At 63.9% G+C, this 16,238-nt stretch carries 16 protein-coding genes; 13 read left to right on the plus strand and 3 right to left on the minus strand.

The window, feature by feature from the left end; all coding sequences use genetic code 11:
- Window positions 1-6: 6 nt before the first annotated feature.
- Window positions 7-1,050, minus strand: coding sequence for an isopenicillin N synthase family dioxygenase (locus tag ABXS05_RS24295; protein WP_367625665.1), 1,044 nt, complete (start codon window positions 1,048-1,050; stop codon window positions 7-9).
- A 283-nt stretch (window positions 1,051-1,333) separates the two neighbouring features.
- On the opposite strand from ABXS05_RS24295, the gene ABXS05_RS24300 reads away from it, so the two are divergent.
- The 3 genes from ABXS05_RS24300 to ABXS05_RS24310 are packed head-to-tail and all read left to right on the plus strand — an operon-like array spanning window position 1,334 to window position 3,905.
- Window positions 1,334-2,290, plus strand: coding sequence for a sulfonate ABC transporter substrate-binding protein (locus tag ABXS05_RS24300; protein ID WP_311933874.1), 957 nt, complete (start codon window positions 1,334-1,336; stop codon window positions 2,288-2,290).
- Between the two features lie 14 nt (window positions 2,291-2,304).
- A complete protein-coding gene (locus tag ABXS05_RS24305) occupies window positions 2,305-3,105 on the plus strand; it encodes an ABC transporter permease subunit (RefSeq protein WP_311933116.1) in 801 nt (266 codons plus the stop codon).
- Complete coding sequence (locus ABXS05_RS24310; protein WP_311933114.1) at window positions 3,102-3,905, plus strand: ATP-binding cassette domain-containing protein; 804 nt, start codon at window positions 3,102-3,104, stop codon at window positions 3,903-3,905. The genes ABXS05_RS24305 and ABXS05_RS24310 overlap by 4 nt, the downstream gene beginning before the upstream one ends.
- Window positions 3,906-3,986: 81 nt before the next feature.
- Here the strand turns inward: ABXS05_RS24310 and ABXS05_RS24315 are convergent, their stop codons facing one another.
- Both ABXS05_RS24315 and ABXS05_RS24320 read right to left on the minus strand, forming a co-directional pair.
- Window positions 3,987-5,282 (minus strand): NCS2 family permease, encoded by a 1,296-nt coding sequence (locus ABXS05_RS24315; RefSeq protein WP_311933112.1) that lies wholly within the window; start codon window positions 5,280-5,282, stop codon window positions 3,987-3,989.
- Between the two features lie 871 nt (window positions 5,283-6,153).
- Window positions 6,154-6,279, minus strand: a complete 126-nt coding sequence (locus ABXS05_RS24320; RefSeq protein ID WP_311933110.1) for a hypothetical protein — start codon at window positions 6,277-6,279, stop codon at window positions 6,154-6,156.
- Between ABXS05_RS24320 and ABXS05_RS24325 the strand changes: the two genes are divergently transcribed.
- The 10 genes from ABXS05_RS24325 (at window position 6,278) to ABXS05_RS24370 (ending at window position 16,182) form a co-directional block, all read left to right on the plus strand.
- Window positions 6,278-6,505, plus strand: a complete 228-nt coding sequence (locus ABXS05_RS24325) for a hypothetical protein (protein WP_068287353.1) — start codon at window positions 6,278-6,280, stop codon at window positions 6,503-6,505. The genes ABXS05_RS24320 and ABXS05_RS24325 overlap by 2 nt on opposite strands.
- Complete coding sequence (locus ABXS05_RS24330; protein WP_376717608.1) at window positions 6,502-7,605, plus strand: methionine ABC transporter ATP-binding protein; 1,104 nt, start codon at window positions 6,502-6,504, stop codon at window positions 7,603-7,605. Before ABXS05_RS24325 ends, ABXS05_RS24330 begins: the two co-directional genes overlap by 4 nt.
- The gene (locus tag ABXS05_RS24335; RefSeq protein WP_367625666.1) at window positions 7,595-8,260 is read left to right on the plus strand and encodes a methionine ABC transporter permease; all 666 of its coding nucleotides are present in this window, start codon (window positions 7,595-7,597) and stop codon (window positions 8,258-8,260) included. Before ABXS05_RS24330 ends, ABXS05_RS24335 begins: the two co-directional genes overlap by 11 nt.
- Window positions 8,261-8,407: 147 nt before the next feature.
- The gene (locus tag ABXS05_RS24340) at window positions 8,408-9,220 is read left to right on the plus strand and encodes a MetQ/NlpA family ABC transporter substrate-binding protein (protein WP_367625667.1); all 813 of its coding nucleotides are present in this window, start codon (window positions 8,408-8,410) and stop codon (window positions 9,218-9,220) included.
- A gap of 416 nt (window positions 9,221-9,636) precedes the next feature.
- Window positions 9,637-10,146, plus strand: a complete 510-nt coding sequence (locus tag ABXS05_RS24345; protein WP_311933106.1) for a flavin reductase family protein — start codon at window positions 9,637-9,639, stop codon at window positions 10,144-10,146.
- 21 nt (window positions 10,147-10,167) lie between these two features.
- On the plus strand, window positions 10,168-11,406 hold the full coding sequence (locus tag ABXS05_RS24350; protein ID WP_367625668.1) for an SfnB family sulfur acquisition oxidoreductase: 1,239 nt from the start codon (window positions 10,168-10,170) through the stop codon (window positions 11,404-11,406).
- A 101-nt stretch (window positions 11,407-11,507) separates the two neighbouring features.
- Window positions 11,508-12,767 (plus strand): SfnB family sulfur acquisition oxidoreductase, encoded by a 1,260-nt coding sequence (locus ABXS05_RS24355; RefSeq protein ID WP_311933104.1) that lies wholly within the window; start codon window positions 11,508-11,510, stop codon window positions 12,765-12,767.
- A gap of 149 nt (window positions 12,768-12,916) precedes the next feature.
- Window positions 12,917-14,110: an FMNH2-dependent alkanesulfonate monooxygenase gene (gene ssuD, locus ABXS05_RS24360; RefSeq protein WP_367625669.1), complete on the plus strand. Its 1,194-nt coding sequence runs from the start codon at window positions 12,917-12,919 to the stop codon at window positions 14,108-14,110.
- A 166-nt stretch (window positions 14,111-14,276) separates the two neighbouring features.
- Window positions 14,277-15,662: an LLM class flavin-dependent oxidoreductase gene (locus ABXS05_RS24365; RefSeq protein WP_367625670.1), complete on the plus strand. Its 1,386-nt coding sequence runs from the start codon at window positions 14,277-14,279 to the stop codon at window positions 15,660-15,662.
- A 70-nt stretch (window positions 15,663-15,732) separates the two neighbouring features.
- Window positions 15,733-16,182: an RrF2 family transcriptional regulator gene (locus ABXS05_RS24370; RefSeq protein ID WP_105865248.1), complete on the plus strand. Its 450-nt coding sequence runs from the start codon at window positions 15,733-15,735 to the stop codon at window positions 16,180-16,182.
- The last annotated feature ends 56 nt before the right edge of the window (window positions 16,183-16,238 follow it).

Here is a 16,238-nt window from a genome sequence, read left to right on the forward strand (position 1 = left end):
CGAAAATCAGTAGGCGGAGGCGACCTGCACCGGCTTGCTGGTGTCGATCAGGTCGGGATGGTGGCGGCGGGCGACGTCGGGATGGGAACGCAGGCGGGCCTTGAGGTAGTTGCGCCCAGCCTCTCGGAAGAGCGGATTGAGCGGGTCCTGCGTCAGGCCGCGTGCTTGGGCGGCAAACTCCGGTGCCAGCGTCAGCAGCGGTACTTCGGCCTCAAGATTGGCACCGAGGAAGAAGGGCACCGACAGCCGATCGGTACCGGCCGGTGGCGAGACGACGCGATGGACGTTGGCGCGCAGATAGCCATTCGAGGCCAGTTCCAGGATCTCGCCGATATTGACGACGAAAGTGCCGGGGATAGGGGGAGCCTCGATCCAGCCATGCTCGCCCTCGACCTGCAGACCGCCCTGGACATCCTGCAGCAGCAGCGTGAGGAAGCCCGAATCCTTGTGAGCGCCGACGCCCTGGTCATCCTCACCGGCTTCACGACCGGGATAGCGCACGATCTTGAGGAGCTGGTTGGGTTCGGGCGTGTAGATCGGCTGGAAGGCATCGGCCTTCTGGCCCAAGGCGAGCGCGAAGGCGCTGAGCACGCGAATGCCGAGCTGGGTGACCTCCTGGAGATAGCGCAGCGTGATGAGCTGCAGTTCGGGCAAGGCTTCAGGCCATTGATTGGGCCCCTGCAGGCGATGCCAAGCCGGTGCGGTGGGATCGAGGGGGCGGGCCCTCTTTTCGGCGCCGATATCCACCTGCTCGCGCCAGTCCGGCTTGCCGCGCGTATGCTCGAAGCCGGCCCGGTTGTAGCCGCGGAAATGCGGCGAGTTGATCATTTCGATCGCCAGCTTGTCCTGTTCGGGCAGGTCGAAGAAGCGGCGCGACAGGCGCAGCACGTCATCGATCAACTGCTGGGGGACGCCATGGCCGGTCAGGTAGAAGAAGCCGGGACCGCGAGCTGCCTCGCGCAGGTTCTGGAGGAAGGCCGCGCGCTCTGCGGCTCCGGCCTCGAACCAACGGAAATCGAGGATAGGCAGGCTTTCGGCTGAAGTCGTCATGGCATTGGACCGTTCGGTTGAATCTCTATGTGAAATCGACCATGGCGGTATTTATAAGTCAACTGATTTTATAGACTATATAGAATTATAAAAGCAACCTGCCGAAATTAAGCTTTCATAGCAAAGAGTTAGATGCTGGATCGGAATCAGGTCGCGAACAGTCCGTGAGGGAAACGCGACCTGAATCGTGGGCAAAATTCATGCAGTCGAGACAGGAAATTAATTATTGACTAAATCTATCAACTATTGGGATTATGGCGCCGATACCCTCAAGGATGACCTGATGACTGCGCTCTGGACCCGCCGCTCTCTGCTTGCCGCCGCGCCCGCCTTCGCCGTGACCGCCGCCCTCGGACCCGCGCGCGCCGCGACGAAGACGATCCGTGTCGGCTACCAGAAATACGGCACTTTCCTGTTGCTGAAGGCGCGCGGCAATCTTGAACGCAAGCTCGAGCCCCTGGGTTTCGGCGTGACCTGGACGGAGTTTCCCGGCGGTCCGCAATTGCTGGAAGCCCTGAATGTCGGCGCGCTGGATTTCGGCATCACCGGCGAGGCCCCGCCGATCTTCGCCCAGGCGGCCGGCGCACCGCTGGTCTATGTCGCCAACGAACCGGCGGCTCCCCTCAGCGAGGCGATCCTGGTGCGCAAGGACAGTCCGCTGCAATCGGTGGCGGAACTCAAGGGCAAGAAGGTCGGGCTCAACAAGGGATCGAACGTCCACTATCTCCTGGTCAAGGCGCTGGAAAAGGCCGGGCTGGCCTATGGCGACACCCAGACGGTGTTCCTCACACCTTCCGATGCGCGGGCCGCCTTCGAGCATGGCGACATCGATGCCTGGGTGATCTGGGATCCCTTCCAGGCGGCGGCGGAGATCGCCGTCGAGGCGCGCCAGCTTGCCAATGGCGAGGGCCTGGTCGCCAACCGGCAGTTCTATCTGGGCGAGCGCTCCTTCACCGAAGCCAATCCGGCCGCGATCGACGCCGTCCTCGCCGCCATCAACGAGATCGACCAATGGGCGAAGGACCATGTCGACGAAGCGGCGAAAGAGTTGGCCCCCGCCGTCGGCATTCCGGCCCCCGTGCTCAAGCTGGCGCTCGGCCGGCAATCCTGGAACGTGCAGCCGATCACGGCCGAGACGGTGGCCGCCCAGCAGCAGATCGCCGATACCTTCCATAAGCTCGGCCTCATTCCCAAGGCGATCAAGATCGCCGACGCGCTCCGCCCCGGCGTGACGCTCTGACAAGGGAGGGGCCGATGGCTTCGCGACGCTTGAATGGACTGGCCCGGCGCCTGGTGCCCTGGTTGCTGCCGGTGCTGCTGCTGGCCGGCTGGGAGCTTGCCGCCGATCTCGGCTGGCTGCAGGCGCGAGTGTTGTCGGCGCCGAGCGCAGTGGCGCTCGCCTTCTGGCAGACCCTCCAGGATGGCACCCTCCTGCACAATGTCGGTGTCAGTGCCGGACGCGCCCTGCAGGGCTTGGCCATTGGCGGCCTGATCGGCTTCGCGCTCGGCGTCGCCAACGGCGTCTGGCGTCCGGCCGAATTGCTGCTCGACTCCACTTTGCAGATGCTGCGCAACGTGCCGCATCTGGCCATCATTCCGCTGGTGATCCTGTGGTTCGGCATCGGCGAAAGCGCCAAGATCTTCCTGGTCGTTCTCGGCGTGCTCTTTCCCGTCTACATCAATACCTATCACGGCATCCGCACCATCGATCCGCATCTCACCGAGATGGCACGCGTCTACGGCCTGGGGCCGGTGGCCCGGTTCTGGCGTGTAATCCTGCCGGGCGCCCTGCCATCGGTCTTCGTGGGATTGCGCTACGGCCTCGGCATCATGTGGCTGACGCTGATCGTGGCGGAGACCATCTCGGCCTCCTCCGGCATCGGCTACATGACCATGAATGCCCGTGAATTCCTGCAGACGGACGTCATCCTGCTCGGCGTGATCATCTATGCCGTGCTCGGCAAGCTCTCGGACACTTTGGTGAAGCTGCTCGAACAGGCTGCCCTGCAATGGCATCCCACCTATGCGCGGCCCCGCCGGGAGGCACTGGCATGACCAATGCTCTGCTCCCTATAGAGGATGGTTATTTCGCCCCCGAACTGACGCGTAACAGCCTGGCCCCGTCCGATTTCGCCCGGCCGGCGCCGAAGCCCAAGGGGCTGGCGATCGAGTTGAAGGGGGCTTCCAAGGCCTTCGATCATCGCGTGGTGCTCGACAGGCTCAACCTCACCATCGAGCCCGGCGAATTCGTCGCCGTGGTCGGGCGCTCGGGCGGCGGCAAATCCACGCTTCTGCGCCTCATCGCGGGTCTCGATCGACCCAGCGCCGGCGAGGTCTCGGTGGGCGGAGCGGCCTTTCAGGGAGCCCATGCCGGCGCAAGGCTGATGTTCCAGGATGCGCGGCTGCTGCCCTGGCAGCGTGTGATCGGCAATGTCGGCATTGCGCGTGGCCCCAATTGGCGCGGCCTGGCCCAGGCCGCGCTCGATGAAGTAGGGCTCGGAGACCGGGCCAATGAATGGCCGAGCGTGTTGTCAGGCGGGCAGAGGCAGCGTGTTGCCCTAGCGCGCGCCCTGGTCAGCCGGCCCGACATCCTGCTGCTCGACGAGCCCTTCGGCGCGCTCGATGCCATGACGCGGGTGGAGATGCATCAATTGCTCTCGCGGATCTGGCGCGAGCATGGCTTCACCGCCATCCTGATCACCCACGACGTGTCGGAAGCGGTCGCGCTGGCCGACCGGGTCATCGTGCTGCGTGAAGGCGCCGTCGCGCTCGACCTGGCCGTCGAGCTGCCGCGCCCGCGCCGCGACGAGGACCGCAATTCGCAATTGGCGAGCCGCATTCTCTCCTACGTCTGATCCTGCCGCTTATACGAAAAAGCCGGGGCAGCGATGCTGCTCCGGCCCTTTTGTTTGTGCCGTTCTCCGACGACCGGAATCTCAACCACCCGAGAAGAAGGCGAAGCGGACCACGAACAGGACGGCGACCAGCCAGGTGGCCAGATGCACCTGCTGCGGGCGGCCGGTGAGGGTCTTCAGGGCACAATAGCTGATGAAGCCGAAGGCAAGGCCGTTGGCGATGGAGTAGGTAAAGGGCATCATCAGCGCGGTCAGCGCGGCCGGAGCGGCCTCGGTGATGTCGTCCCACTCCACCTCGAGCAGTTCGCGCATCATCAAGCAGGCGACATAAAGCAGCGCCGGCGCGGTGGCATAGACCGGCACGGACCCGGCGAGCGGTGAGAAGAACAGGGCGGCCAGGAACAGGATGGCGATGACGATGGCGGTGAGGCCGGTGCGCCCGCCGGCCTGCACGCCGGACACGCTTTCGACATAGGCGGTGGTCGAGGAGGTGCCGAGCAGCGAGCCGGCGAGGATGGCGGAGCTGTCGGCCAGCAAAGCGCGGCCGAGCCGGTTGGGCTTGTCGGGCTGGATCAGGCCGGCGCGCTTGGCGACACCGATCAGCGTACCGGTCGCATCGAACACCTCGACCAGCACGAACACCAGGATGACATGCACCAGGCCCGCATGCATGGCGCCCACGAGGTCGAGCTGCAGGAAGGTCGGCAGGATGGAGGGCGGCATGGAAATGACGCCACCGAACTTGCTGACGCCGAGCGCGATCGAAAGCGCGGTGATGACGAGAATACCGATCAGGATGGCGCCGCGTACCTTGAGCACGTCGAGGGCTGCGATGATGAAGAAGCCGAGGATGGCCAGCAGCGTGCCGGTTTCCTTGAGCGACCCCAGGGTCACCAGCGTGGCGGGGCTGGCGACTACGATGCCGGAGCTCTTGAGGGCGATGATGCCGAGGAACAGGCCGATGCCGGCCGCGATGGCCGATCGCATCGAATGCGGAATGCCGGCGATCAGCCAACTGCGCACACCGGTGACGGTCAGGAGCAGGAAGATACAGCCGGAGATGAACACCGCGCCGAGGGCCTGTTGCCAGGTAAAGCCCATGGTGGCGACGACGGTGAAGGCAAAGAAGGCGTTCAGGCCCATGCCCGGCGCCATGCCGATCGGCCACCGGGCGACCAGGCCCATGATCAGCGAGCCGAGGGCGGCTGCCAGGCAGGTCGCGACGAAGACCGCATTGCGGTCCATGCCGGTGGTCGACAGGATCTCCGGATTGACGAAGATGATGTAGGCCATGGTGAGGAAGGTGGTGATGCCGGCGATCACCTCCGTCCGCACCGAAGTGCCCTGTTCCTTCAGTTTGAAAAACGCGTCCAGCACGTCTCGCTTCCTCTCTTGCGGCACCCGCACGACCAAAGTCGCGCGCCTGACCCTTCCCGGTGAAGCGATTGCGGTCGCCACTCCGGGCTTGGCCTCTGCCGAGCGTTATGACTCCCCTTGCAGAACCTCCGGTTTCATCGCTCGGACGAAGCCAGCACGTACTGCATTTTCTCAATATTCAAGCAGATGATTTCGGGCAGGAAGCGCGTCCCAACCTGAAAGCATCTGCTCCGGCGGCCGTATTTTGTCATCCCGGGAGGAATGGCTGCCGCCGATCATCTGACGCGGCAGGGTGCCAGCCTCAAACCGTTCCAATCTCTGCTGCTTTGGCTCGTGGCACAAGGGGCCCGACGGCAGGCTGGGCTGGAAGGTCTTTCGCAAATATCTGTAAGAGGAAGAAGCCGCCGGAGGGCGGAATGCTGGCCGTGCCGGACAGAAATTCCGGCACAAATACCGTCATCTACCTGCCGGTGAAGGGCGGAGACAGGCCGATATGGGGTCTTTCGCCGTGTCTCGTCGACGAAAAACACGCAATTATGCCCTGTATATGGCGAGCGTGCGGTTTCGACTAGTGACTCGACGCGTTGTCGGCCTGCTTTGCGCTTATTGTCTGATCATTACGGCAGGTTGAGTTCCGCCCGACAGCGGTTTATGTAAAGGCGCAACGCTGTTCGGGATGCCCGGTTGTGGACATCGAAAAAATCGCCGAACAACAGTTGACTAATTTTGTGGACTATTTATTTTTGTGTCATCGGCTTCCCAGGGAGTCGGTCGCGGGGATTTGAGCGAGCAGCTTGCGCCGCGTCATCAAACGCTAAAGCGCCACGGCTGATGTCGTGGGCTCCAGACAGGAAGTGTCCCATGATCGTTGTCAGCGGAACGGATATCGGAAAGCCAGACGGAAAGATGTGTTGCGGCTGCTGTTGTTGCTGAAGCCCGTATAATCACATGCATTCCCTGTTTTTTCGGAGCGCCACCAGGTGGCGGCTTTATCCATGTCCCATCCCTCCAATTCCGAATCCTATGTTATTGAGATCTCCGGTGCCGCAGTCGGCATCGTGGTGCGCGAACCCCAGGCGCGCCGCTTTGCGTTTCATGCCGCCAGCCGGCGCTTCAGCCGGTTCGACGGCATGACCTTCGTGGGTCCGCGTGATGCCGAACGTTATCTTTCAGGCCAGGTCGCCAGGCGCCTGCACTCCCTGCTGGAGGAACTGGTCGCGTGAACGCACCTGTGAGAGTGGAAAACCTGACCTTGCCTGGTGAGGCGGAGGCAGGCGGGCCGATCGTGCGCTTCGAGCGCGTGTCGCGTTCCTTTGCTGCGCGCAAGGGCAGTGCGGCCGTGTTCGCGCTCGACGATCTCAGCCTGGAAATCCCGCGCGGCGAGATCTTCGGCGTGATCGGGCGCAGCGGTGCCGGCAAATCGACGCTGCTGCGGCTGATCAATGGGCTGGAGCGGCCGACAAATGGCCGTGTCGTCGTCGACGGCATCGAGGTCGATGCCCTGAGCGAAAGCCAGTTGCGCCCGGTCCGCCGGTCCATCGGCATGGTGTTCCAGCATTTCAATCTTTTGTCCTCGCGCACGGTCTTCGAGAATGTGGCGCTTCCCCTGGAAGTGGCCGGTATCGGCGTCGCCGAAATCCGGGACCGCGTCGAGCCGTTGCTCGACCTTGTCGGGCTCTCAGACAAACGCAACCGCTATCCGGCGGAGCTGTCGGGCGGCCAGAAGCAGCGCGTCGGCATCGCCCGCGCCTTGGCGACCCGGCCCAAGATCCTGCTCGGCGACGAGGTGACCTCGGCGCTCGACCCGGAGACGACGGCCTCCATTCTGGCCCTGCTGGCCGATATCAACCAGCGCCTCGGCGTCACCATCGTACTGATCACCCACGAAATGTCGGTGATCAAGGAGATCTGCCATCGGGTTGCCGTGCTGGAAGCCGGCAAGCTGATCGAGACGGGGCGGGCCTTCGAGGTGCTGACCCAGCCGCGCCACGCCACCACGGCCAGTTTCGTGCGCGGGGTCACCGGTGTCGAACTGCCGGCCGATCTCGCCCGCCGGCTCTCGGACCAGCCGAGCCCGGGCAGCCAGGCGGTGTTGCGCATCACCTTCACCGGCTCGCACGCCACAGCGCCGGTGGTCAGCCGTTTGACCACCATTCTCGGCATCGACATCAACATCCTGGCCGGCCGCATCGACACGATCGGCGGCGAACCCTTCGGGGCGCTTCTGGTTTCGGTGCCCGGCGACGAGGCGACCCGGCTTGCCGTGGTCTCGGCGGTGGAACGGCTCAATCTGCAAGGGGAGGTGATCGGTTATGTCGCCTGAGATCCTCAAGGTCATTTGGGCCGCCACCGGCGATTCCCTGATCATGGTCGGCGTGTCCATCCTGTTCGGGACGATCCTGGGCCTGCCCCTCGGCATCTTCCTCGCCACCAGCCGGCGCGGCGAATTGCTGGCTTCTCCCAAGGTGAATGCGGTGCTTGGCGCGGTCGTCAACGCGGTGCGCTCGGTGCCTTTCATCATCCTCATCGTCGCGATCATTCCGTTCACAAGGCTGCTGGTCGGCAGTTCGATCGGCCTGAAAGGCGTGATCGTGCCCCTGACCATCGCGGTGGCGCCCTTCATCGCACGCATCGTCGAGAGCGCCATTCGCGAGGTCGACGCCGGGCTGATCGAGGCGGCGCGTTCCTTCGGCGCCACACCGTTCCAGATCATCCGCAAGGTGCTGTTTCCCGAGGCGCTGCCGGGGCTCGTGCTCGGTCTCACCCTCACCACGGTCAGCCTGATCGGCTATTCGGCCATGGCCGGCGTGGTCGGCGGTGGCGGGTTGGGCGACGTCGCCATCCGCTATGGCTATCAGCGCTTCATGCCCGAAGTGATGGGCGCCGTGGTCGTCATTCTCATCCTGCTCGTGCAGGGCGTGCAGTCGGCGGGCGACCGGGCTGCCCGCAAGCTCAACAAGCGCGTGCGACAGGACTGATGTCAGTCCCGACGATGCCGTAGCATCCGGGACCGGAACACCCCGCGGATCATTGGATGAAAGCCGTGATTTGCGGGAGGGAATCGAGGGTCGTTTCCACGGTCTCTCGGCATGATTCAACGTCTATCTAAAACAGGAAAGACTTCCATGTCCGCCTATACATTGACACGCCGCCGCCTCGCCGGCGCTGCCCTGGCCCTGGTCTTTGCTCTGGCTCCGGCCGGCGCGGCCTTTGCCGCCGAGAAGCTCAAGCTCGGCGTCATGGGTGGCGACGAGGAGCGCATCTGGGAGGTGGCCAAGAAGGTCGCCGCCAAGGATGGCCTCGACATCGAACTGGTCTCCTTCTCCGACTACGCCATTCCCAACGAGGCACTCGAGAAGGGCGACCTCGATGCCAATGCCTTCCAGCACAAGCCCTATCTCGACAGCCAGATCGCGGCCCGCGGCTACAAGATCGTGCCGATCGGCTATACGCTGGTGCAGCCGATCGCCCTCTATTCGAAGAAGCTGAAGGCTTTTGCCGATCTGAAGGAAGGCGCCGTCATCGGCATTCCCAACGATCCGTCCAATGGCGGCCGGGCCCTCAAGCTCCTGGAAGCCAACGGCCTGATCAAGCTGAAGACCGCCGAAGGCCAGGTGCCGAGCGTGCTCGACGTTAGCGACAATCCCAAGAAGGTCGAGTTCAAGGAGATCGAGGCCTCGCAGCTTGCTAATCTGCTGCCCGACCTCGACGGCGCAGTGATCAACACCAACTACGCCCTCGGCGCCGGCCTGACGCCAGCCAAGGATGCGCTGATCCAGGAAAGCCGCACCAACAATCCCTATGGCAACTTCATCGCCGTGCGCGAGGCCGACAAGGACAAGCCGATCTTCAAGAAGCTGGTGGCCTCCTATCAGAATCAGGAAGTGGCCGATTTCATCAACGCCAACTTCAAGGGCGCGATCCAGCCGGCCTGGTAGGGTGGCATTGGTCGAATGCACGTTGCTGTCTCGTGCAGCGGCGTGTCTGAGCCAGAACCATAAAGGCGCTGACCTTTGTCATGCCCGGGCTTGGCCCGGGCATCCATAAGGCCGGCGGTAGAAGGACTGCGCTACAGCCTGGATTGCCGGGTCAAGCCCGGCAATGACAAAGGTCGAGTCGCTGCCGTTATAATCAGCCGGGACGATGGGCGGCTCCTGCTGGCCGTGTCGGCTGTCACAGCCTTATATTGATCGTTGCGAAGGGAGATCCTTCGTAATTTTTTGGCCATAAATTCTATAAAATCTATAGACATAAGATTGTTGCTGTTGCACGATCCGCCCACGACGCGCCGCTGGGTGCACCAAGAAAGGGGAGGCGAGGCCTCCGCTGCTTCTTTCAGATGACGGATACGAACATGAATATCGCCGTGAAGCTGCCGCCGGTTACGGGGCCGAATCTGCGCGACGCCATGCGGTTGGTTGCCGGCGGCGTCAGCGTGATCACCGCGGGTGAAGGGGACGAGCGTACCGGTCTCACGGCGACCTCGGCCGTGTCGCTGTCGGTCGAGCCGCCGACCATGATCATCTGCGTCAATCGCGATGCATCGGCCTGGCCGGTCATCCGCCGCTACGGCCATTATTGCGTGAACATCCTGGCAGACCATCAGCGCCACATCGCCGACCGCTTTGCGGGGCGGGGCGGTATCAAGGGTGCCGCCCGCTATGAGAACGCCGGCTGGAACCGCCTGTTCACCGGCGCCCTGGCGCTCGAAGGAGCGCTCGCCTCCGTCGATTGCGAGGTCGAGGAATTCATCGACCGTCACAGCCACTCCATCATCATCGGCGCCGTGCGCGGCATCCGCACTGCCGATGGCAGGCCGCTCGTCTATGCCCAGGGTGGCTATGGCGGCTTCCATCCTGCCTGATTGAACAAGACCGGGATCACCATGACCATTTCCGTTGCGCCGCCGCTCACCTCTGCGCCGCCCCAATTCGACCTCGAGCCCCAGGCCCATGTCATCGCCTCCGATGCCGAGGCGATCGAAACAGCCACGACCCTGGCGGCTGAATTCGCAGCCGGGGCGGCGTTGCGCGACCGCGACCGTATCCTGCCGGCAGCCGAGCTCGACCGTTTCTCCAAGAGCGGCCTTTGGGGCATCACCATTCCCAAGGCCTATGGCGGCGCCGGCGTCTCCTGGGTGACGCTGACGGAGGTGATCAAACTGATCTCGGCCGCCGATCCTTCCATCGGCCAGATCCCGCAGAACCACCTTGCTGCGGTTGACGTCATCAGGTCCACCGCTTCGGAAGAGCAGAAGAAATTGTGGTTCGGCCGCGTGCTCGCGGGCTATCGGCTCGGCAACGCCTTCTCCGAGGCCAAGTCCAAGCATGTCGGCGCCTTCGAGACCACGCTGACCCCGGATGGCGACGGCTATCGGGTCAAGGGCGAGAAATTCTATGCCACCGGGGCGCTGTTCGCGCATTACATCCATATCGGCGCCGTCGATCCGGCCGGCAAGGTGAATCTGGCCATCGTGCCGCGTGACGCCGAGGGGCTTACCATCATCGACAATTGGTCGAGCTTCGGTCAGCGCACCACCGCGAGCGGCAATGTCCATATCGACAATGTGCGGGTGGGGGCCGAGGGGGTGATACCGGCCTATCTCGGCGGCGAGAATCCCTCGACCAACGGAGCGGTCTCCCAGATCATCCAGGCGGCCGTCGATGCCGGCATCGCGCGCGGCACCATCGAGGACACCATCAAGTTCGTGCGCAACAATGTCCGTCCCTGGATCGATAGTGGTCAGGAGCATGGCTATGAGGATGTCTTCACCATCGCCCAGATCGGTGACCTCAAGATCAAGCTTCATGCCGCCGAGGCCCTGCTGGAGAAGGCGGGACGGGCTGTTGACGCCATCGTGGAGCAGCCGACCGAGGAGGGCGTGACGACGGCTGCCGTCGCGGTTGCCGAGGCCAAGGTGCTGACCACTGAGATCGCCATCCTCGCCACCAACAAGCTGCACGAACTGGGCGGTACGCGCTCGACCCTGGGCCAGTACAATCTGGACCGGCATTGGCGCAACGCGCGCACCCATACGCTGCACGATCCGGTGCGCTGGAAATTCTATCATGTCGGCAACCACGCCCTGAATGGCGTGAGCCCGCCGCGCCATCCCTGGAGTTGATTTCTCCGGGTGCGCGGGCGTCCCGCCCGCTTTTGGAAACATCGAACCAACCGGAAGAAAGAGCGGGCGAGACGCCCGCGCACCCGGAATAGGACTCAATCATGCCCACCGCCGCCGCCCTGACCGCCGATACCCCGCCCGAGCGCCTCGTCGCGTTCCGGGCACCACCCCTGCGGGCCGGCAAGGCCCATATCATCAAGGACGATGCCGAGGCGCTCGCTGCCGCGCGTGAGGTCGCGGCCAGGATTGCCGAAACCGCGATCGAGCGCGACCGCGAGCGGCGCTTGCCTTATGAGGAACTCGACTGGCTGTCCGATGCCGGCCTCCTCGCCATCACCGTGCCAAAGGCCTATGGCGGTGCCGAAGTATCGTCCGGTACGCTGGCCGAGGTGATCGCTCTTCTCTCCGCGGCGGATGGCTCGATCGGCCAGATTCCGCAGAACCACTTCTTCATCCTGCACGCCTTGCGCCTGGAAGGCAGCGAAGAGCAGAAACGCTTCTTCTACGGTCGCATCCTGGCCGGCGAGCGCATCGGCAATGCCCTGTCCGAGATCGGCACCAAGACGGCGCAGGACCACAACACCCGCCTCAGCAAGGACGGGCCGGTGCTGCGGCTCAACGGGCGCAAATTCTATTGCACCGGTGCCTTGTTCGCCCATTGGGTGGCCGTGGTCGCCAATGACGACGAGGGTCGTTCCACCATCTCCTTCGTGCCGCGCCAGACCCCGGGTCTCGAGGTCATCGACGATTGGGCCGGCTTCGGCCAAAGGGTCACCGGCTCGGGCACCACCACGCTCGACAATGTCGAGGTGCATCCCTTTTCGGTGATCTCGCTGAAGGCCGTCTTCGATCGGCCCACATCGATGGGGCCGGTGGCGCAGATCATGCACGCCGCCGTCGAAGCCGGCATCGCACGGGCTGCCCTCGCCGAGACCTTGAGCTTCGTGAAGAAGCATGCTCGACCCTGGAAGGACAGCGGCCTCGATCACGGCTACGAGGATCCCTACACCATCGCCGGCATTGGCGAGGTGAAGATCCGCGTGGCCGCCTCCGATGCCTTGCTGGAGCGGGCAGGGCGCTTTTCGGACATTGCCGTGGCCGATCCGACGGTGGAAACGGTCGCGGCTGCTTCGGTGGCCGTTGCCGAGGCCAAGGTTGCCTCCACCGAGGCGTCGTTGCTGGCCGGCAGCAAGCTGATCGAATTCGCCGGCTCGCGCGCCACTCAGACTCAGTTCGGTTTCGACCGCTTCTGGCGCAACGCCCGCACCCACACCGTGCACGATCCCGTGCGTTGGAAATATCGCGCCATCGGCGACTACTGGCTCAATGGCATCAACCCGCCACGCCACGGCGCCATCTGAACGAGGGATCGTCCATGAACACAGGAAATTCAACTCGCTCGACCTTTGTCATTGCCGGGCCTGACCCGGCAATCCAGCTCCTTTCCTGACAAAGTCGGCGCTTTCGTCGCTTCCCGGCAATGTCCAAGTATACGACCAGAGACTTTACCATGCCCTATGATCTCGACCTGCCCCCGCCTGCCCAGGAAACCGACGTGCTCTGGTTCCTGCCGACCCATGGCGACGGGCGCTATCTCGGCAGCGAGCAGGGGGCCCGGCATGTCTCGCTCGGCTACCTCTCGCAGATTGCCAAGGCCGCCGACGACCTCGGCTATTTCGGGGTGCTGCTGCCCACCGGGCGATCCTGCGAAGACAGCTGGGTCATCGCCTCGGCCATGGTGCCGCTGACCAAGCGCCTGCGTTTCCTGGTGGCGATCCGTCCCGGCCTGACCACGCCGGCCTTCGCAGCCCGCTCGGCGGCGACGCTCGACCGGCTCTCGGATGGTCGCCTGCTCATCAATGTCGTCACCGGCGGCGATCCCGTGGAATTGAAGGGGGACGGCGTCTTCCTCGACCACAAGGAACGCTACGAGGTTACCGACGAATTCCTCGACATCTGGCGCGAGCTGCTGCAGGGCGGCAAGGTCACTCGCGAGGGCAAGCACCTGCGCATCGAGGATGGCGTGCTGCTCTATCCTCCCGTGAATCAGCCCTATCCGCCACTTTATTTCGGTGGCTCGTCGGAGGCCGGCAACGAGGTCGCCGGCAAGCATGTCGACGTCTACCTGACTTGGGGCGAGCCGCCCCAGCAGGTGGCCGAGAAGATCGCCAATGCCAAGGCGGTTGCCGCCAAATACGGCCGCACGCTCTCTTTCGGCATCCGCCTGCATGTGATCGTGCGCGAGACCTCGGCGGAAGCCTGGCGTGCTGCGGACGCGTTGATCTCCAAGCTCGACGACGAGACCATCGCCACGGCCCAGAAGGTGTTCTCGCGCATGGATTCGGTGGGGCAGAGCCGCATGCGGGCTTTGCATGGCGGTTCGCGCGACAAGCTGGAGATCAGCCCCAATCTATGGGCCGGCGTCGGCCTGGTGCGCGGCGGGGCGGGCACGGCTCTGGTCGGCAATCCCGACGAGGTCGCCGAGCGCATGAAGGAATATATGGCGCTCGGCATCGACCGCTTCATCCTCTCCGGTTATCCGCATCTGGAGGAGTGCTATCGCTTCGCCGAGCTGGTCTTCCCCAAGCTTCCCTTGAAGAAGACCACCGGCAATGATCTCGGGCCCGCGCGCAATGCCGGCCCCTTCGGCGAGGTCATCGCCAATGTCGTGGCGCCTTCTCATCGCAAGACAGCAGCGGGATAGGTTCTTAACCTCCCCTGGAGGAGGAAGGTCGGACGAAGTCCGGGGCGGGGTGATTTCTTTGCAGGATAGAGCTGTTTCCATCATCATCGCGACCAGTGCCTCTTCACCCCACCCCGGCCTTTCAGGCCGACCCTCCCCCTCCAGGGGAGGGTAAAGAAGCCAAGTGATGTCCAAACCCATCCGTTTCAATGCCTTCGAGATGAATTGCGTGGCGCACCAGTCCCCCGGGCTGTGGCGCCATCCAAGGGATCGTTCGCGCGCCTATAACCGGCTCGATTATTGGCTCGACCTCGCCCGCATTCTGGAGCGGGGCCTGTTCGACGGGCTGTTCCTGGCTGACGTGCTGGGGGTCTACGATGTCTATGGCGGCAATGGCGCGGCGGCCCTGCAGCATGCCACGCAGATCCCGGTGAACGACCCCCTGCTGCTCGTGCCGGCCATGGCGGCAGTGACGCGGCATCTGGGTTTCGGCGTCACCGTCAATCTGAGCTATGAGCCGCCCTATGGTTTCGCGCGCCGCATGTCGACGCTCGACCATCTGACGGAAGGGCGTATCGGCTGGAACATCGTCACCGGCTATCTCGACAGCGCGGCTCGTGGTGCCGGCAAGGACAGGCAGACGGCGCATGACGATCGCTACGCCATCGCCGAGGACTATATGGCCGCGGTCTACAAGCTCTGGGAGGGAAGCTGGGCCGACGACGCCGTGGTCGCGGACGCTGAAGCCGGCGTCTTCACCGTACCCGAGCGGGTACGCAAGGTGCAGCATGACGGACCGCATTTCCGCATCGACGCCCTGCATCTGAGCGAACCTTCGCCGCAACGCACGCCCGTGCTCTACCAGGCCGGGACCTCGCCGGCGGGGCTGGGCTTTGCGGCGAGGCATGCCGAATGCGTCTTCATTTCCGGGCCGAGCCGCAAGGTGATCGCCAGCCGGGTGGCTGCCATCCGGCAGGCGGCCGCGCGGATTGGCCGCGATCCCGCCAGCATTCTGATCTTTACGCTGCTGACCGTGATCGTGGCGCCCTCGGATGAAGAGGCGAGGGCGAAGCTCGCCGATTATCGCCGTTATGCCGATCACGAGGGGGCTCTGACCCTGATGTCGGGCTGGACCGGTGTCGATTTCTCGCAGCTTGATCCCGATGCGATCGTCGAGCATGTCGAGAACGAGGCCGGCCGTTCGGCGCTCGAGAATATCACCCGCGCCGATCCCGATCGCCGCTGGACGGTACGCGAAGTCGCCGAGCATGTGGCGATCGGCGGCATCGGCCCGCTCGTTGTCGGCTCGCCCGCCAGAGTTGCCGACGAACTGGAAGCCTGGGTCGATGAAACGGGGATCGACGGCTTCAACCTCGCCTTTGCGGTGCGCCCGGAGACCTTCCGCGATGTCGCCGATCTGCTGGTGCCGGAACTGCAGCGGCGGGGACGTTACAAGACGGCCTATGCCGAAGGCGCCCTACGCCAGAAGCTCTTCGGCGGCTCTGCGCGCCTGTCAGAAAGTCATACGGCAGCAGATTATCGCCAGCTTTGGCAGGCTTTAGAGACGGCATGAGTAGCAAATCAGCCCTTTTACGATTACCAGAGGGCGGAAGGGGAATTCCGAATCGCAGTCCGGGGGCCGCATGCTGACGAAAAAGGGCAAATATGGCCTCAAGGCAATGGTGCATCTGGCCGGCGCTGAGCCGGGCAAGCCTTGTCTTGTCTCCGATATCGCCGAACAGAACGGCATTCCCAAGAAGTTCCTCGATACGATTCTGGGTGAATTGAAGAACGCGGGCTTCCTGCATTCGAAGAAGGGCAAGGGTGGCGGCTATGTCCTGGGCCGGCCGGCAAGCGAGATCCGCGTCGGCCATATCGTGCGTGTGTTGGACGGCCCGCTCGCACCCATTCCCTGCGCCAGCCGAACGGCCTATCAGCGTTGTGACGACTGTTCCGACGAGAGCCAGTGCGCCGTGCGCCTGATGATGCTCGAAGTGCGTCAGGCCATTTCCACCGTGCTCGACAACCGCACCCTTGCCGAAATGCGGGCGCTGGCGGATCTCGACGACCTGACCCTGATGTACCACATCTGACCGATTGGCCGGCAACAGGGGCGTTTGCCTGCAATTCGCTGACCGGGACAGCTTGT

Source organism: Labrys neptuniae (assembly GCF_040797145.1).
In the GTDB taxonomy this organism is placed as follows: Bacteria; Pseudomonadota; Alphaproteobacteria; order Rhizobiales; family Labraceae; genus Labrys; species Labrys neptuniae.